This window comes from Pseudomonas sp. F3-2 (assembly GCF_038804275.1).
Taxonomy (GTDB): Bacteria; Pseudomonadota; Gammaproteobacteria; order Pseudomonadales; family Pseudomonadaceae; genus Aquipseudomonas.
In genome coordinates this window covers 3,569,437-3,586,936 of sequence record NZ_CP152388.1, presented here as the reverse complement: position 1 = coordinate 3,586,936, position 17,500 = coordinate 3,569,437, and the positions used below count along the sequence as shown (strand labels likewise).

The 17,500-nt window shown below is 60.3% G+C and carries 18 protein-coding genes; 5 read left to right on the top strand and 13 right to left on the bottom strand.

Translation table 11 applies throughout. From position 1 onward, the window contains the following. Window positions 1-9: 9 nt before the first annotated feature. Window positions 10-1,476 (bottom strand): D-alanyl-D-alanine carboxypeptidase/D-alanyl-D-alanine-endopeptidase, encoded by a 1,467-nt coding sequence (dacB, locus tag AAGQ88_RS16400; protein ID WP_342652960.1) that lies wholly within the window; start codon window positions 1,474-1,476, stop codon window positions 10-12. Window positions 1,477-1,797: 321 nt separating this feature from the next. On the opposite strand from dacB, the gene AAGQ88_RS16395 reads away from it, so the two are divergent. After that, a complete protein-coding gene (locus AAGQ88_RS16395; protein ID WP_093459109.1) occupies window positions 1,798-2,142 on the top strand; it encodes a YggL family protein in 345 nt (114 codons plus the stop codon). Between the two features lie 69 nt (window positions 2,143-2,211). Here the strand turns inward: AAGQ88_RS16395 and AAGQ88_RS16390 are convergent, their stop codons facing one another. From AAGQ88_RS16390 to AAGQ88_RS16350, 9 genes are all read right to left on the bottom strand, one after another. Then, window positions 2,212-2,700 (bottom strand): GNAT family N-acetyltransferase, encoded by a 489-nt coding sequence (locus AAGQ88_RS16390; RefSeq protein WP_342652959.1) that lies wholly within the window; start codon window positions 2,698-2,700, stop codon window positions 2,212-2,214. After that, on the bottom strand, window positions 2,697-6,242 hold the full coding sequence (locus AAGQ88_RS16385) for a transporter substrate-binding domain-containing protein (RefSeq protein WP_342655826.1): 3,546 nt from the start codon (window positions 6,240-6,242) through the stop codon (window positions 2,697-2,699). Before AAGQ88_RS16385 ends, AAGQ88_RS16390 begins: the two co-directional genes overlap by 4 nt. Before the next feature lie 134 nt (window positions 6,243-6,376). Further along, window positions 6,377-7,003, bottom strand: coding sequence for a response regulator transcription factor (locus AAGQ88_RS16380; protein ID WP_093459106.1), 627 nt, complete (start codon window positions 7,001-7,003; stop codon window positions 6,377-6,379). A gap of 315 nt (window positions 7,004-7,318) precedes the next feature. Continuing rightward, the gene (locus AAGQ88_RS16375; protein ID WP_285424911.1) at window positions 7,319-7,717 is read right to left on the bottom strand and encodes a response regulator; all 399 of its coding nucleotides are present in this window, start codon (window positions 7,715-7,717) and stop codon (window positions 7,319-7,321) included. 282 nt (window positions 7,718-7,999) lie between these two features. Continuing rightward, entirely contained in the window at window positions 8,000-9,331 is a 1,332-nt protein-coding gene (locus AAGQ88_RS16370) for a deoxyguanosinetriphosphate triphosphohydrolase (RefSeq protein ID WP_093459104.1), read from the bottom strand. Window positions 9,332-9,417: 86 nt separating this feature from the next. Then, window positions 9,418-10,581 (bottom strand): EAL domain-containing protein, encoded by a 1,164-nt coding sequence (locus tag AAGQ88_RS16365; protein ID WP_342652958.1) that lies wholly within the window; start codon window positions 10,579-10,581, stop codon window positions 9,418-9,420. Between the two features lie 122 nt (window positions 10,582-10,703). Further along, window positions 10,704-11,045 carry a hypothetical protein gene (locus AAGQ88_RS16360; RefSeq protein ID WP_285424908.1) on the bottom strand — a complete coding sequence of 114 codons (342 nt, stop codon included), beginning with the start codon at window positions 11,043-11,045 and terminating at the stop codon, window positions 10,704-10,706. Continuing rightward, window positions 11,042-11,428 carry a phage holin family protein gene (locus AAGQ88_RS16355; RefSeq protein ID WP_285424907.1) on the bottom strand — a complete coding sequence of 129 codons (387 nt, stop codon included), beginning with the start codon at window positions 11,426-11,428 and terminating at the stop codon, window positions 11,042-11,044. Before AAGQ88_RS16355 ends, AAGQ88_RS16360 begins: the two co-directional genes overlap by 4 nt. 5 nt (window positions 11,429-11,433) lie before the next feature. Further along, window positions 11,434-11,748, bottom strand: a complete 315-nt coding sequence (locus AAGQ88_RS16350) for a YqjD family protein (protein ID WP_093459100.1) — start codon at window positions 11,746-11,748, stop codon at window positions 11,434-11,436. Between the two features lie 353 nt (window positions 11,749-12,101). Here AAGQ88_RS16350 and AAGQ88_RS16345 point away from each other — a divergent pair, with 353 nt between their 5' ends. From AAGQ88_RS16345 to AAGQ88_RS16335, 3 genes are all read left to right on the top strand, one after another. Beyond that, window positions 12,102-13,310, top strand: a complete 1,209-nt coding sequence (locus AAGQ88_RS16345; RefSeq protein WP_342652957.1) for an ammonium transporter — start codon at window positions 12,102-12,104, stop codon at window positions 13,308-13,310. A gap of 146 nt (window positions 13,311-13,456) precedes the next feature. After that, on the top strand, window positions 13,457-14,542 hold the full coding sequence (locus AAGQ88_RS16340; RefSeq protein WP_342652956.1) for an acyltransferase: 1,086 nt from the start codon (window positions 13,457-13,459) through the stop codon (window positions 14,540-14,542). A gap of 45 nt (window positions 14,543-14,587) precedes the next feature. After that, window positions 14,588-14,830, top strand: a complete 243-nt coding sequence (locus AAGQ88_RS16335; protein WP_285424904.1) for a glutaredoxin family protein — start codon at window positions 14,588-14,590, stop codon at window positions 14,828-14,830. A gap of 39 nt (window positions 14,831-14,869) precedes the next feature. Here the strand turns inward: AAGQ88_RS16335 and AAGQ88_RS16330 are convergent, their stop codons facing one another. Beyond that, on the bottom strand, window positions 14,870-15,136 hold the full coding sequence (locus AAGQ88_RS16330; protein WP_093459096.1) for a hypothetical protein: 267 nt from the start codon (window positions 15,134-15,136) through the stop codon (window positions 14,870-14,872). 464 nt (window positions 15,137-15,600) lie between these two features. Here AAGQ88_RS16330 and AAGQ88_RS16325 point away from each other — a divergent pair, with 464 nt between their 5' ends. Next, a complete protein-coding gene (locus AAGQ88_RS16325; RefSeq protein ID WP_342652955.1) occupies window positions 15,601-16,491 on the top strand; it encodes a pseudouridine synthase in 891 nt (296 codons plus the stop codon). A gap of 62 nt (window positions 16,492-16,553) precedes the next feature. On the opposite strand, the gene AAGQ88_RS16320 is transcribed toward AAGQ88_RS16325, so the two are convergent. Further along, complete coding sequence (locus AAGQ88_RS16320; RefSeq protein WP_093459094.1) at window positions 16,554-16,778, bottom strand: YgdI/YgdR family lipoprotein; 225 nt, start codon at window positions 16,776-16,778, stop codon at window positions 16,554-16,556. A gap of 89 nt (window positions 16,779-16,867) precedes the next feature. Then, window positions 16,868-17,461 (bottom strand): molybdenum cofactor guanylyltransferase MobA, encoded by a 594-nt coding sequence (mobA, locus tag AAGQ88_RS16315; RefSeq protein WP_342652954.1) that lies wholly within the window; start codon window positions 17,459-17,461, stop codon window positions 16,868-16,870. Window positions 17,462-17,500: the final 39 nt, after the last annotated feature.

Below are 17,500 nucleotides of genomic sequence, written 5' to 3'. Positions count from 1 at the left end.
CGCAGCGGATTATTGCTGCAGGGAAATGGTGGTGTTCGCCAGTTTTGGCTGGTTGAACATGCTCACCAGCACTTCATCGAGTACCGATGAGGCGCCCCATGGACGTGGATCGTTGAGGATCGCGACGACGACCCAGGTGCTGCCGTTGCTGTCCCGGCTGAAACCGGCAATCGCGCGTACGGTGTTCAGTGTGCCGGTCTTGATGTGTGCTTCGCCACGCAACGCGGTGCGTTTCAGGCGTTTGCGCATGGTGCCGTCCATGCCGGCCAAGGGCAGCGAGCTCATGAACTCGGCCTGATAGGGGCTGTTCCAGGCGGCCTGAAGCATCTGTGCCATCTCCCGGGCGCTGACGCGTTCGGCACGGGACAGGCCGGAGCCGTTCTCCATGACCAGGTGCGTTGCAATGATGCCTTTCTTCGCCAGCCACTGACGCACGACGCGCTGCGCGGCCTTGGCGTCATCACCGTCCGCTTCGTTGCGGAACTCCGAACCCAGGCTCAGGAACAGTTGCTGCGCCATGGTGTTGTTACTGAATTTGTTGATGTCGCGGATGATTTCCGCCAGATCCGGCGAGTAAGCCTTGGCCAGCAGTTTCGCGCTGCCGGGCACCACATCAAGCCGGTCCTTGCCCAGAATGGTGCCGCCCAGCTCCTGCCAGATGGCACGCACTGCGCCTGCGGTGTAGGTCGGGTGATCGAGCAGCGACAGATACGTCTGCGAGTTGCAGCCGTCGCCGAGCTGGCCGGAGACGGTCACGGTAATCCCGCCATCGGCTTCCGGGACCGGGTTATAGAGGACATCGCCCGTGCACTTGTTCGAGGACAGCGCCTTGACCTGATTGTTGATGTGAATCGCGGCAATCGGCGGCTCCACCGACACCAGAATCTTGCCGCCGTCGTTTCGGGTGACGAAGCGCAGGGCTTTGAGGTTGACCATCAACGAATCCGGGCGCACCAGAAACGGCTTGTTCTTGTCATTGCCATCGTCATCGAAGACCGGCAACTGCGGCTGGACGAAATGGCTACGGTCCAGCACCAGATCGCCTGTCACTTGCTGAACGCCGTTGGCGCGCAGGTCGCGCATCAGCAGCCACAGCTTTTCCATGTTCAGCTTCGGATCGCCGCCGCCTTTCAGATACAGGTTGCCGCGCAGGACGCCATTGCTCAGCGTGCCATCGGTATAGAACTCGGTTTTCCACTGATGGGTGGGGCCGAGCATTTCCAGCGCGGCATAGGTGGTAACCAGCTTCATCGTCGAGGCCGGATTGACCGACACGTCAGCGTTGAAAACGGTGGGTGTGCCCGGGCCGCTGACCGGCAGCATGACCAGCGACAGCGCATCGTTCTGCAGCTTGCTCGCCTTCAGGGCTTCCTGAACCTTGGGCGGCAGCGCGGTGTTGATAGGGGCGGCAGAAACGGACAGTGAAATCGGCAGAAGCAGGGTGGCAAGAAACAGCGGACGCAAAGACTTGATCATTCAGTAAACCCTACTGCAGAAAAGAGGGAGACGAAGAGGGGATGGATTCCCTCGCAACAAAAAAACGGAGGCTGAAAAAAAACCGTGTCGCCGGCAGGCTGGCACAGTGCGCCTCGATAAAGCGGCATTATGCCCCAAGCTTTGGTGACTTGCGCCGGGGTGCAGCCGTCAAACGCCGCTATTTTTTGCAGTTGTCAGCCGATTGTCACGTTAAAACGCGATTTTCTGCGGTATGTCGTCCGGCCCGCGATGCGGTTTCGGGCTTTTGTCGGGCCAAGCTGGTAAAGTGCCGCCCGATATTTACTTTTGAGGATTGTTTCCATGGCGACTAACCGTTCCCGCCGTCTGCGCAAAAAACTCTGCGTGGATGAATTCCAGGAGCTGGGCTTTGAACTGAACTTGGAGTTCAAGGAAGACCTGGACGACGCGGCGATTGACGCATTCCTCGACGCCTTCCTGGAAGAAGCGATGGATGCCAACGGTCTGGATTACGTAGGCGGCGATGACTACGGTCTGGTTTGCCTGGCTGAGCGTGGCTCGGTCACCGAAGAGCAGCGCGCCACCGTTGAAAGCTGGCTCAAGGCCCGCAGCGAACTGACCAAGGTTGAAGTCAGCCCGTTGCTGGACGCCTGGTATCCGGAAAAGCCGATCAATCCGGCAGCCTGAGGCATCGCGGGAGCAGGCCATGGGCCTGCTCCCGTCGTCGGGCCTGAATGCCCGGCCTTTGAATGTTCTTCATTCGGCGCACGCCACCCCCTGCAAATCCTTTCCCATCGTCATTTCACTGACTTGCATTCCCGCACGCCGATACAGGCCCTGCGCCGCTTCGTTGTGGGCGAACACATTGAGTTCCAGACGCCGGATATCGCGTTGCTCTGCCCAGCGCTCGATGGCCTGCAATGCCTGACTTGCAAAGCCCTGGCGCTGAAAGGCCTGGTGGATTTCCAGATCGTAGATGAACATTTTTGCCGGCAGCGGTGCATCGATCTGCACGCCGAACCAGGCCGTTCCGACGCGCTGTCCCGTCAGCGTCTCCAGCCGGAACAGGTGGTGATCCTCCGTCTGCAGGCCGTCGGGGAGCAGGGCGTTGAATGCCTGCGTTGCGCTGTCTAGCGCAAAGGACGCGGGGACGTGATACGTGTGTTGCATGTCTTGCGCATAGCCTGCAATCGAGTGTGAGAGAAACGCTTCGAAGTCGCGCTCGGTCATGGGCGTCAGGATCATTGCTGCGGGCCTTTTTCCAGTGGGTTGCCTTTCGCCTTGTAGGCGATGAGTGCGCGCTCCAGTGTCTGCATCGCAAGGTCAAGGGCGTGTTGACGGGCGCCGATTTCATCATCGTTCCCGTGGGCCTCGCAGGCCTCTTCCAGCGCCTGGCAGCACGTGATCACGTCGGTTGCGCTGATGATCCGGGCTGCGCCACGAATCTTGTGGCCGACATCCAGCAACTGCTGGCGATGTGCGGCGGGGACCAGTGCCGCCAGTTCGGCGCGGTCTTCACGGGCGCTCTCGATCAGTTGACCGATCAACCTGTCAGTCATTTCCTGACGGCCACCGGTCAAGGTCTCAACGCTAATTGCGTCAAAGACCTCGGTTTCCCCGGTCTCGGCGAGCGGCGGCAGCGGGGGCAGCGGCGCTACGTTGCTCAAGCGATCGTTCAGCGCAGTGAGGCTGATGGGTTTGAACAGGCAGTCGTCCATGCCCGCGTCACGGCAGCGTTGCTTTTCCTCCGGCTGCGCATTGGCGGTGAAACCCAGCACCGTGCACGGCGGCCGTGGCTCGCTGCGTTCCAGTTCGCGGATCGCCCGGGTCAGGTCGTAGCCGTTCATGACCGGCATGTTGCAGTCCGCGATCACCAGATCGAAGCGTTCGGCACGCCAGCGTTCCAGGCCGTCCGCGCCTTGAATCGCCATGTCGCAACGATGGCCGAGGAAGCACAGTTGTTCGAACAGCAGCAGGCGGTTGGCGGGGTGGTCGTCGACAATCAGAATATTGAGCTGCGTTGAGGTGCCGGGCGTGCTGTCCCGGGAAAGCGCCTGGGCAGCGAGAGGCTCAAGGGTGGTGAGGTCCAGCGTCATTTCCACGCGGGTGCCGTCGCCCGGCTGACTGCTGAGGGTCAGCGCGCCGCCCATCATCTCGCACAGGCTGCGGCAGATCACCAGACCAAGACCTGCGCCGGTCCGGGCCAGTTGCGCGGAGTGGTCCACCTGCGCAAAGGGTTCGAACAGACGCTGCTGGTCTTCTTCAGTGATGCCGATGCCGCTGTCATGAATGACCACCTGCAGCCGCATTTGCTGCTCGGTGCGGCCGTCTGCGGTTTGCAGGCTGATCCTGATCTGCCCCTGCTCGGTGAACTTGATGGCGTTGCTGATCAGATTGGAGAGGATCTGTTTGAAGCGCAAAGGGTCGATCAGCACGTCGGTGTTGGTCCGCGCGTCCAGATCCAGCACCAGTGTCAGGCTTTTCTGTCGCGCCAGACCGTCGAAGACGCGGATCACTGATTCCACCAACTGGCGCAGATTGGCCCGTTCAGGACTGAGGCTCAGACGTCCGGATTCGATCCGGGCAATGTCCAGGATGTCGCCGATCAGTTCCAGCAGGTCCTTGGCAGAACTGTAGGCCACCTCGATGGCGGGGCGATCGAGATGCCCGGTGTCCGCGCGTTTGAGCGCCAGTTCGAGCATGCCGATCACGGCATTCATGGGCGTGCGGATCTCGTGGCTCATGGTCGCCAGAAACGTGCTCTTGGCCCGGTTCGCGTCATCGGCCAGGTCTTTCGCGGTCTGCAGTTGCTCGATCAACTGGCGGCGTTCGCTGATGTCGATCCAGCCGCCGATGATGCCCTGCACTTTGCCCAGTGAATCGCGAAACGGCAGGATCCAGTGATAGATCGTCAGGTGTTTGCCGTGGATGTGCAGGGAGCGATCGAGAATCAGCGGCTCGTTTTCTGACATCACGCGCTTGTAATCCTCGACGTAGCCGAGGGCTTCTTCGGTGTTGCTCAGCACGCCGTCCAGAATGCTTTTGCCGATGACCTCGTCGCGTTGCGCCGCAAACGCGGCCAGGTAACTGTCGTTGCAGATTTTCAACAGGCCGTCGCGATCGCGCACATAGATCGGGTGGGGCGTGCCGTTGACCAGTGCACTCATGAACTCGAACTGGTCATTCAGGGCGCGCTCGGCCCGTTCGCGTTGCTTTATCTGGCGCCGCATCCACGCGTTCCAGGCCAGAGACCCGAGCAGCAGCAGGCTGGCGCCGACGATGATCTGGTAGATGAGCAACTGATAGTCGTGCCACGCGCCGCTTCCGGGCGGCGAGTAAGTGCGCCAGCGGTTGTTGATCGCGGCAAGGTCTTCGGGCGCGATGCTGGAGAGCGCCTTGTCGATGATCGAACTCAGTTCGGTCGCGTTGCGTGACGTGGCCATCGCGATCCGCGCAGGCTCCTGGCCCACGGTCACGCGCATCTGCAGTGTATCGTTCAGAGCCCGCGATGAGAGGAAGTAACTGGCGCTGAACAAGGAGGTGACCGCGCCTTCCGCACGGCCGTGGGCCAGCATGTCCAACGCTTGAGCGGGGTTGTCGACTTCCACCGGATAGATGCCCGGATAGCTGCGGGCGAGGTAGGGCAGGATCGGACTGCTCAGCGCCAGCGCGACGCGCTTGCCGTCCAGCTGCTCGAGATTGGACGGCGCCGACGGCTCTTTGCGCGTGACCAGCACGAAGACGTTATCCATGTAGGGCCGGCTGAAGTTGAAGCGATTCTCGCGCTCGTCGCTGGGAATCATGGCGCCGATCAGGTCGGCCTGGCCCTGGCTCAACTGATTGGCCATGTCGCTCATGCCCTGGGCGTGAGTGACCTTGAAGTTCAGGCCGGTGCGCAGGCGAATCAACTCCAGCAGATCGGCCGTCACGCCACTGAAGTTGCCATTGGCATCGAAGAACGTCAGCGGCGCGTACGCCTCGTTGAACACCACGCGCACCGTCGGATGCTGGGCGATCCAGCGTTCTTCGCGCTGGCTCAGCTGCAGCTTCTGATCGGTCAGCATCAGGTCGCTGCCGGCGCCCCAGCGTTTGGAGATGGAAATCCGCTCTTCGACCGGAATGCCCTTGAGCACCAGATTGACGATGTCGAGCAGCATCGTGTTGGACGCCTGAACCGCAAAGCTGAAACCGTTTGCCTCGTGCTTGCCGAAGTTGGCCATCTGCACGTTGTTCAGGTAGCCCTTGTTGATGACGTAATGGGTGGAAATGGTGTCGCCCAGAAAGACGTCGGCCTGATTGAACGCCACGGCATTGATTGCGCTCTGGAACGAGGGGAAGGTCTGCAGACGGGCTTTGGGATACAGGGCGCCGATTTCGTCGGGCGGCAGGTAGTGATAAACCATGCTCAGACGCAGGCCGTTGAGGTCGCCGTTCAGCGGCCTGACTTCCCCGGCGCGGGTGACCAGCACCGGCTGGTCCACGGCATAGGGCGAGGACAGCCTTACATCCTTCGCTCGCGCTTCATAGCCATTGGCGCTGCCCAGCAGATCGATGTCGCCGTTGACCAGCGCATCCATCGCCTCGTCCCGGCTGGCAAACCGCAGAACCTTGATCGGCAGGTCGAGCACGCGCCCGAGGATCCCTGCGTAATCGGCCGTGAAACCTTCATAGTCGTGGCCTGTGAGGGTCATGTCGAAGGGCGGGTAGTCCGGCGCGGAGGTGCCCAGAATCAGTTCGCGTTTATTACGCACCCATTGCCATTGGGCCCGGTCCAGCGTCACGTCCATGTGCGCGGGGTTGGACCGGCTGAGCAACGTGTAGCGTTCAGCCGCGGCAGGTTGTTGTGCCTGCGTATCGAGGCAGAGGCAGACAAGTACGGCCGCTATCCAATAGTCCTTTATCGCCTTCGGCATCCTGTCTCTCACACTAACGAATTGCGTTTTGCCATCTCGATAAGTTCTACCAGAGTCTTGGCTTTCAGTTTTTGCATCAAGCGGGTTTTGTAGGTGCTCACCGTTTTGTTACTCAAGAACATGCCTTTGGCTATTTCCTTGTTCGTTCGGCCCTGGGCAAACAATTGCAATACCATCAATTCGCGGTCGTTGACCAGTTTGAAACGTTCGATTTCGTTGGGATCGCCATCTTTCTTGAGCGACGCGGCAAGCGCCTGGCTTGGAAAGTAATTGTAGCCGGATAATACCGCCTTGACCGAACTCACAAGTTCGCTCAAATCTTCCTGCTTGCACACATACCCGGCCGCGCCGGATTGCATGCAGCGAATGGCGAACAGGCTGGGCGCCTGAGCGGTCAGCACGAGAATCTTGGAGGGCAGGTGCATGGCGTTGAAGCGGGCCAGCACCTCCAGCCCGTCGAGCTTGGGAATGCTGATGTCGAGGATGATGAGGTCCGGCATGCATTCGCGGACCATCTGCATGGCGTCCACGCCATTATCGGTTTCACCGACGATCACGTAGTTTTCATTCTCCAGCAGCATGCGGATGGCAAGCCGAATGACCGGGTGATCATCGATGATAAAAATCGAGTTCATGATTCAATCCATAACGAGTGGCGAAGAAAGCGCGCACCTTATCCCAGATGTTTGAAAGCGCACATGAACAGATCATGCTGATCGCCACATATAGGAAAGTTCCTACAAAAATTAGCGTATTAGCGTACGTCAATACTTAAAACGGTCACGAACGGCTAGAAAAGTCGAGATCAAACACGTCACAAAACTGCATCAATTCAATCCTGTTTATTTCCTTTGGGAATAGTCCCACATTTGTGGCTAAGTTTGACGTGGGCGTTGAACGCGTCGCTTTAGAATCGCGCTTTTCTGTCCTGCGAATTGACCCGGGGCGATTCAGTCATCCTGAACCGGCAGTGCAAGCAGCCGGCGTAATTCCAGCGTGTTCAAAGGCTTGTTCAGGCATCCGAGCAGCGGCAGGCCTTTTTCCCTGGCAGCGCATTCCAAGGCGCTCAACTGAGTGGATTCAAGGCCGCTCAGCAACACCGCTTGCTGAATCAAGCCGCGCTGGCTGGCGGCCTGAATCAATTCCATGCCACTCATATCAGGCAGGCGTTGATCGCACAGCAGCAAGTCATAAGGCTGCGGACTTCGTTCCAGCGCTGTCATGGCTTCCATCGCGGTAAGGGCCGGCGTCAGCAGGTACAGGCCATGATTGTTGAGCAGGATCTGCAGAGCGATCAGCTGAAACGGATGGTCCTCTACCAGCAGAATACGAAGATTGGGTCTGAACATGGGCGGTTCCAGGCGAGGCGGCAGGCGGGTCGAGATCTTGGCGAATGGAGTGCATCCGGCAGGGGCTTATGGCGTGAACCGATGCCTCGGGCAGGTAATGGAAGGAGTGTTCCAGCGCACGGGCTGGCGCGGATTATTCGGGAGAGGTCTGTAGGCGGCGATAGGGTGTTTCTGATGGCGCCGTAGGAAGATTCCGAAGTTTGGGTTTTCTTTTCCTGATTGGCTGAAATAAAAAGCCCGATTCCTCGGTGGGAATCGGGCTTTTCCAGAGCGGCTCGTGCGTCAGACCGGGCTCGAACGTCCGGTCATTTCCCGCGCCATCTCACTGGCGTAGCTGTCGGTCATCCCGGCAATGAAGTCGATGACTCGCAAAAACGAGGTGTGCAGCGGCCAGGACGGATCAGGCGCATTGTTGCCCAGCAGATCGAGGATGCGCCGGCTCTTGAACGAGGGTGTGTGCCCGCCGAATTGCTCCAGCGCCGCGCCACAAAACGCATTGAGGAGGATCTCCAGCGTCGTGTAAGCGCCGATTTCGTGCAGCGTCTTGCGCTTGTCCTGGAAGATTTTCTTGCGCGCCATGTCTTTGGCACTGAGCACGCAGCGCTTGGCCGGGCCGTGCATGTGCTCCACCAGATCGCCTTGCAGCGTGCCGGCCAGCAACGCGTCCTGCTGCTCGACGAAAGCGCGGGCGGCGGCGTTGGTCAGGTGTTCGATGGCCTTGCCGCGCAATATCGCGAGTTTACGCCGCCGCGAATCGTCCGGACCCAATTGACGGTAGGTCTCCGGCAGATCGTCGCCCACCAGGCTGAGCAGAATGGATTCGACCTCGGCGTAGTTGAGCAGCTCCATTTCCAGGCCGTCTTCCAGGTCGATCAGCGCGTAACAGATGTCGTCCGCCGCTTCCATCAGGTACACCAGCGGGTGGCGAGCCCAGCGCTGTTCTTCCAGTTGAGGCAGGCCCAGCCGGGTCGCGATCTGTTCAAGAATCGGCAGCTCGCTCTGATAGCAGCCGAACTTGTGCTTCTTATAGCCCAGCGAGTCGGCGTGACGCGCGGTCCACGGGTACTTGAGATACGTCCCCAAGGTGGCGTAGGTCAGGCGTGTACCGCCTTCGAACTGGTGGTATTCCAGTTGCGTCAGTACCCGGAAACCTTGCGCGTTGCCTTCGAAGTTGAGGAAGTCGTCGCGCTCGACGTCGCTCATTGCGTCCAGCCAGCCGCGGCCCGCCGCTTGCTTGAACCAGTTTCGGATGGCGTCTTCCCCGGAGTGGCCGAACGGCGGATTGCCGATGTCGTGGGCCAGGCAGGCCGATTGCACGACCATGCCCAGATCGCTCGGGTCGCACCAGTCGGGGAGGGCGCCGCGCAGGGTTTCGCCGACGCGCATGCCCAGCGAGCGACCGACGCAGCTCACTTCCAGTGAGTGGGTCAGGCGGGTGTGAATGTGGTCGTTGCTGGTCACCGGATGGACCTGGGTCTTGCGGCCCAGTCGGCGAAAGGCGCCGGAGAAGATGATCCGGTCATGATCCTTGTGAAACGGGCTGCGCCCCAGTTCTTCGGGGCTGTGCAGGGTTTTGCCTAGGCGCTCGCGGGTGAGCAGGGTTTGCCAATCCAAGGCCGGTACTCCGTCGGGTGATTACCGGCCTAGCTTCCCGGTTCGCCCATCCGGCTGCAAGCACAAGATGGCGCGAGACGGAAGGATCAGAGGCCCGCGGCGTCGACGTCGATCAGCAGCAGGCGCTGGCCGTTGTCGAAGAATTGCCCGGCCGTGAGGCAATACTGGTTGCTGGTCGCGTCGCGATAGGTGTTAGACAAGGTCAGGCGTCGCTCATGCCAGCCTTCGGCGAGCAGGTGGTAGAAGTAAGGACGCCACGACCAGTTGTGGCCCATGTAGCGGCTGTCGGCTACCCACGCGCCATTGCGCCATTCCAGATTCGGCGTGAGCTGGGTGCCATGGCGGTCGCATTGATAGAAGCGCAGCAGCCAGGGAAATTCCTGCATGGGCGGCAATTCTGCCAGCGGCGCGTCACCCTCGGCCCAGCCCTGCAAACGTGCCATCAACTGACTCAAGTGCTTGCGCAGCTGCATCAGCCGCTCGCGCTCGACGACCTTCTGCAGCACGTAGCGGTCCCGCAGTTCGGCAAAGCGGGGGACGAAGGCATCAGCCGCAAAAAAATCCAGCTGTGCCTGGGCGAACAGAAACCCTTGCACGTAGCGCGAGCCGCATTCGAGGGCGAAGTGCAGCTCGGCTTCGGTCTCGACGCCCTCGGCAATGATCCAGCACCCGGTCTTTTCGGCCATCTGCGCCAGTGCCTTGACCACGTCACTGCTCGGGCCACCGCGGGCGGCGGCCTGGAACAGACGCATGTCGAGTTTGAGGATGTCCGGTTGCAGCGCCAGCACGCGGTCAAGCTGCGAGTACCCGGCGCCAAAATCGTCGATCGCAATACGCGCGCCGGCCTCCCGATAACGCGCCACGACGTCGCTGAGTCGCTGGCTGTCGCCACCCAGTTCAGTGATCTCGAAAACGATTCTTTGCGCAGCGATGCCGTGGCTCTGCAGCTGCTTGAGGCTTGGCAGCGGCTGGCCGGGGCGCAGTCGACTGATCCAGCGCGGCGAAATGTTCAGGCTCAGAAACCAGTCATGGGGCGCCTCATGCAGGCGGCTCAGCGCATTGTCGCGCAGCAGGCGGTCGAGCCGTCGCAGTTCGGCGGCGGCGCGCCGCGGATCTGCGAACAGCGGACCCACCGATTGCAGGCTGCCGTCCGCCTGACGCAGGCGTCCCAATGCTTCAATACCGGCAATGCGGCCCGTCGCGGTGTCGATGAACGGCTGAAAGCAAGCTAGCGGTTGCCCATCGATCACATGGCCTCCTTAGTGGTTATTGGCATTATCGTGCAGGCAGAAAAAACCGCGCCGGCCCAATGTGAACCATTGGGAGCGAGCGCGGTTACGATTTGTTGCAAGAATGCAGCCAGATGGCCATCTCAGGGACGGCGTTGCGATCCCTGCACCACCATTCTGATGATAGGCAACAGGCTGGCGCTGAGTTTGATCAGCCGTGTCACGCTACCCGTCCGCTTGCTGCGCGCGCCTTTGCCGGTGAGAAAACCCAGCAGTGAAACCGCGCCGACTCCCCACAACGGGGCGTGCTTGATGCCCAGCGATCCGGGCAGATCGGTGGCCATCCCGCGCATGCGGTGCAGAGGGCGCATGAGCTGCGCCGACTCGTGGCGGATTTCCTGGCGATGCATTTCCATGCGCAGGCGGATCAGCGCCTTGCGCAACTCGCGACGGTTATGGGTCTGAGGCAGTTCGGGCACACTCATGGCATCAGTCGCTCGCGGTCGTTGGCCAGTTCTTCCAGCGTCGAGTGGAAGGGTGAAGACTCGTCGAATATGGCCGCTTTGAGTCGCAGCGCGCAGAACAGCGCCGCCAGCGTATAGAACGCACACAGACCAATGATGCCGGTCAGGCGATAACTGTCCCACACCAGAATCAATAGCAGCGCGGACAGGCCGATGAGCAGCAACAGCGCGAACACCAGCGCAAGTCCGGCGAACAGCAACAAGCTCACCGTCCGGGCTTTCTGCTCCTGCAATTCGATGCCGAACAGTTCGATGTGACTGTGCAGCAGTCCCAGGAAAGCCGCGCCAAGTCGACGCGGCGATGACGTGTTATCGGTCCCGGATGGACCTGTCTGCGACGTCATGACCGTCAGCGCCGCGTGGCCAGCAGACCCAGCAGAAAGCCGACGCCGGCGGCGATCCCGACCGACTGCCATGGGTTGCTCTGTACATATTCTTCAGTGGCGACGACCGCTTCCTTGCCGCGCAGGCGCAGGGTTTCTTCCGTCACTTTCAGGGTTTCGCGGGCGCGCAGCAGACTTTCCTGGATCTGATCGCGCAGTTCATCGGCCTGTTCGCCGGCCAGAGAAGCGGTGTGCGCCAGCAGCTTTTCCGTGTCAGTGACCAGAGTCTGGAAGTCTGCCATCAAAATGTCCTGGGCTTTTTCTGCTGTTGGGCGAGCCATGGTGTTCTCCGTTGGGGTGACGATATGGGGTTTCGAGTATGGCTCATTCCTGAAGGTTCATTCCAATCGCTCAACATTGCCGCGCCAGCACTGGTACAGCTTTTGCTTTGAAGTGGTGCGCCAGGAAGGCCGCGCGCTCCAACGCAGAGCGCACATCACGGCGAATGCGCCGAAACCTGGATCTCACTCCATAAAACCGGGAAAAGTGCCCGGCAATGACGCTTTTGGTCTTGATTCGCGCGCCAATTCGGGTCGTCAGGATTGTCCTGTGCCTTCAATTGGTGCAATTGAGCGAAGGACGCTTAAGTGACACTGTCGGGACAGCGTTTCCTCATTTGCAGGCCTGCCCCTCGATGGAAAATTTGCAAAACGCCGTGGACACGCTGGTCCACGGTTCCAACACCCTGTTCATTTTGATCGGCGCAGTCATGGTACTGGCCATGCACGCTGGCTTCGCTTTCCTGGAAGTCGGCACCGTGCGGCAAAAGAATCAGGTCAATGCACTGTCGAAAATTCTCAGTGATTTCGCCGTGTCGACGCTGGCGTACTTCTTCATCGGTTACTGGATCTCCTACGGCATCAGTTTTCTGCAGCCCGCGGCGGTGCTGGCAAACGACCACGGTTACGGGCTGGTGAAGTTCTTCTTCCTGCTGACCTTCGCCGCCGCGATCCCGGCCATTATCTCGGGCGGCATTGCCGAGCGTGCCCGCTTCGCACCGCAGCTGTGCGCAACCGTGCTCATCGTGGCGTTCGTGTATCCGTTCTTCGAGGGAATGGTCTGGAACGGCAACTTTGGCCTGCAAGCCTGGCTCAAGGAGCACTTCGGCGCCGGCTTCCATGACTTCGCCGGTTCGGTGGTCGTGCACGCAATGGGCGGGTGGCTGGCGCTGGCCGCAGTGACGCTGCTGGGTGCGCGCCACGGTCGTTATCGCGACGGCAGGCTGGTGGCCTATCCGCCGTCGAGCATTCCGTTTCTGGCGCTGGGATCATGGATTCTCATCGTTGGCTGGTTCGGCTTTAACGTGATGAGCGCCCAGACACTGGATGGCGTCAGCGGGCTGGTGGCGGTCAACTCGTTGATGGCGATGGTGGGCGGCACGGTGGCGGCGTTGATCGTCGGTCGCAACGATCCAGGCTTCCTGCACAACGGGCCCCTGGCCGGGCTGGTCGCGGTGTGCGCCGGGTCTGACCTCATGCATCCGGTGGGCGCACTGGCAACGGGGATCATCGCCGGCGCGCTGTTTGTATGGAGCTTCACAGCGGCGCAGGTGCGCTGGAAACTCGACGACGTCCTGGGCGTGTGGCCATTGCACGGGCTGTGCGGTGTGTGGGGCGGGATCGCCTGTGGCATTTTTGGTCAGTCCGCACTGGGCGGCATCGGCGGCGTGAGCCTTGCCAGCCAGTTGATCGGCAGCGCTCTGGGCGTGGTGATCGCGCTGGCTGGCGGTTTTCTGGTATACGGCGTCATCAAGCGGTGCCTGGGTCTGCGTCTGACGCAGGAGCAGGAATATTACGGCGCGGACCTGTCGATCCACAAAATCGGCGCGGTCAGTCACGACTGAGACGCAGCGCCCGTGCTTGGCTATGCTTACCCCGCGTGCGGGCGGTGAGTCTGGCCCGGGTGTTTTCGGCAGCCAGGCCGACGACGCGGGCATCATCCTTGATTTTGTCGAGCCCATCGGGCGTCGGTCAGCAGTAGGAGCGGTCGATGGAGCGCATTTATTCCCTGCAGGGCTTGAGGGGCGTGGCGGTATTGGGTGTCGTGCTGTTCCACATGACGGCGGTGGAGCACAAATATTCCGGCGGTGACATTCTGTTGCCGCCGCTGCTGGATTTCTTTCAACTGGGCGTCGACCTGTTCTTCATCATCAGCGGTTTCGTGATGGTCATCGTCAGTCGCGGGCGCTTTCAGAAGTTGTCCGAGTCCAAACGGTTTCTTTTCAATCGAGTCTCGCGGATTTATCCCACGTACTGGCTGTACTTCTTCATCACCCTCGCGGCGGCTTTGGCGATGCCGGGAATGGTCAACAGCAGCCACGGCGCTTCCAATATGCTGATGTCGTTCCTGTTGCTGCCCAATGACAAAGTGCTGCTGGTGATCGTCGCGTGGTCGTTGCTGTTCGAGCTGTGGTTCTATCTGGTGTTCACGGTGCTGATGGGCTTTCGCGAGCGCTGGTTGCCGCTGTTTTTGAGCACGTGGGCGCTGATTCTGGTGGCGTTCAATAGCGTCGAAAACTGGCAGGATTACAATTCCGCGCTGAAAATCATGCTGCATCCCTATGCGCTGGAGTTCATTGCCGGCGTCGCGCTGGCGTTGCTGTTCTACAGCCCTCACAGTGCGCGCATTCCCACCACTGCTGTCGGTGCCGCACTGGCCGTCGCCCTGCTGCCCGGGATCGGCTTGATCGGCTATTACCGGCTGTTCGACGACCAAGGGATGCTGCGCATGTTCGCGGTCAGCCTGGTGTTCGGGACATTGGTCTTTTCGCTGGCGTTGCTCGAGCGCAGGCGGCACGTGCGGATGCCCGCGTTTCTGGTTGCGGTGGGGGACATGTCCTACACCGTTTACCTGTCGCACTTACTGGTGCTCGGGGTCATCGGGCGGGTCTGGCTGCTCATCGGCGTCAGGCCCGACAGCCTGCTCGACAATGCCTTGTTCGCCTCCGTGATGATGGTCGCGGTGCTGTGTTACGGATGGGTCGGCTATCGCTGCTTCGAGAAACCGGTGCTGGACCGCTCCAACGACTTTTCCAGACGGCGCTTCAGGCTCGACGGTATTTCGGGGCGGGCCTAAAATGGCGTTCCATCCCTTGAAATTCTGCGCTCAGAGGGTCACGCCATGCCGCCGGAATGCCAACTGTTCGGAACCCTGGGTTGTCATTTGTGTGAAGTGGCCGAGGCCGAATTGATGCCGCTGGTGGAGCACGGCCTGTTGGTGGAACTGGTCGACATCGCCGAGAGTGAGTCGCTCAACGAAACATACGGCCTGCGAATTCCGGTGTTGCGGCGCACCGACACCGGCGCCGAGCTGGACTGGCCATTCGACGCCGGGCAGGTGGTGGTGTTTCTCGCCCGGAGCTGAAGCCTGCGGGCGAGTGAAAAGCGAGACGTGAAGCGGGGCTCAGAGGTACTGAGTGTCGACGACCATTGCCTTGGCGACCGCTTCTTTCTGCGCATCGCTCATGCCGTCCCAGACGTGCACTTTGGCGTAGTAGCCAAGGCCGGCCACGATGTACAGGCTCAGGGTGAAGATGATGAACACCGACATGAATGTCCAGCGACCGACATCGCTGTCTTCGTTGGAGAACGATTGGGAGTAGTTTTCGTCATTTTCGGCAGGGGTGCCGGTGGAGAGACGTTTGATCCATTGAAACAGTTGAACCAGCATGGCGTAACCTCAAAGTTGAAATACAAAATCTGTCGTGGGCAGTGGAAGACCGGTGCGGGAGCGAGTCTTCAGTGCCGACGTATGAACTCCGGCGTTCGCGCAGTGACTGCGCCGAACAAACGCTGAAAACGAAAAAAGCCCGTCTAGGACGGGCTTTCTTTTTATGATTTCAGGTCTGGCAGGCGTTTTCGGTTTCGATCACGATCATCGCCGTGACTCGCTCGGTTTCGCGCCTGCTTGCCGATTTAGCAACATTTTAGAACAAATCATTTTGCCCATCCACTGCTGTCATGTAGTTGTCTGATGACTGGTGCTGTTTCTCGCTGCGACATAACGTCGCGCGGCGCGCAAAGCCCTGCAACAGAGCCTTCGGCCTTGGGCGAAAGCATGGCCGCTCGCGCATCGAGACCCGGTCGAGCGATAATGCCGGCTCCGTTACGTCCGTCTTTTTGCTCGAGCCTTCCATGTCCGAACCGCTTTTCAACGCCGCCAACAGCCAGGCCAGCACGTTGTACTTGCCGCCTGGCCCTTGGCAGACCGTCCTCGATTGCCTGTGCGAGCGTTTCAGCGCCGTCAGCCGTGCGCAGTGGCAGGACCGTATTGCGCGGGGCAGGGTGCTGGACGGCGATGGTCAGCCGATTTCGGCGGAGCTGGCCTACCGGGAAGGCTTGCGCATCCACTATTTTCGTGAAGTGCCCAACGAGACAGCCATCCCTGTGCAGGAGACGATTCTCTACGCCGATGAGCATCTGGTAGTGGCGGACAAACCGCATTTTCTGCCGGTGACGCCCGCTGGCGAATACGTCGAACAGACCCTGCTGCGGCGACTGATCCGCACGCTGGGCAACCCCGATCTGGTGCCTTTGCATCGCATTGACCGGCACACCGCAGGGCTGGTGTTGTTTTCTGCCAACAAGCAGACCCGCTCGGCGTATCAGTCGCTGTTTCCCACGCGCCAGATTGAAAAGCGCTACGAAGCGATCGCCAAAGCGTTACCGCACCTGACATTCCCTCGGGTGCACAAAAGCCGCCTGGTGGATGGCGAGCCGTTTTTTCGCATGCAGGAAGGGCCAGGCCAGAGCAACACCGAAACCCGCGTCGAGGTCGCCGAGCGCAATGGCGATCTGTGGCGCTACAGCCTGTTTCCGGTCACCGGGAAAAAGCATCAGTTGCGCGTGCACATGGCGGCGTTGGGGGCCGGGATCTGCAACGACCCGTTCTACCCGGACGTGATCAAGGACGCCGTGGATGATTACGCAAACCCCCTGAAACTGCTGGCGCAAGGGTTGCGCTTCGTCGATCCGGTAAATGGCGAGGCGCGGGTTTTCGAGAGCCGGATCACCCTTGACTGGTGACACGGCTCGGAACGCAGGCAAAAAAAGACCCGCACGATGGCGGGTCTTTTTTCAAGCTGGAATCACAGCTCTTTGACGGTACGAACCTGATCCTTGTTGATACGGGTTTCTTTACCGTCCAGTTGCTTGAACTCATAGAAGCCGGATTCTTCATCGTATTTAGGCGCGTCGGTCGCCTGAATTTCACGGCCATCGTTCAAGGTGATCACAGTGGGCGACGAGCAGCCAGCAAGACCGGCGAGGCTCAATGCGAGCAGGAAGGCGGCAGGAATAGTCCGTTGTTTCATTACTGTGTCTCCAAGAGATGATTCTTTGTGTAGTGATGTTTCTGACGTAAGCCGCGTCAGCAAAGTTCCATGAAACATGCCCGAGCCGGTCAGGGTGTGATCTGTGTCAGTAATTGCGGCGTGTTGAGGTTCGCCAGTCGAGGGTCCCCGGCGTCGCACTGCAGCGCCACCGCGCCCAGTTCAGCCATGGTCCGCCTCGGGCTGCGCTGGCCTTGTTGCCAGTGACGTTCGAACACCTCCACGTGACTGACCGGGATGCAGCACAGCAGCGGCTCCCATTGCTCGCCCTGACGCACCATCACCGGTTTTGTCGGGTGGGCGATGGCTGTACGCAGCAACCCTTCCAACAGCGCACGGTCGAGCATCGGCGTGTCGCACGGCATGACCAGCAGATAGGCATGACGCGCTGCGGCGAGCCCTGCACGAATGCCCGCATACGGCCCCGGAAAACCGGCTTCATCGTCCTGCACCAGTTGATCGGCAAACGGCGCGTACTGCTCGCGATTGCGATTGCAGGAGATGATCAGGTCGTCGGTCAACGGCCGCACGAGGCGATGCAGGTGCTCGATCAACGGCGCCCCGCGCCACTGAATCAGTCCCTTGTCGAGCCCGCCCATGCGTTGTCCCTGACCTCCGGCCAGCAGCAGTATCGAACAGGGAGCAAGGGCATCGAAAGGGGTCATGACGAACTCGGTCAGCGCGGAAAAATAGGGTGCTGTGAT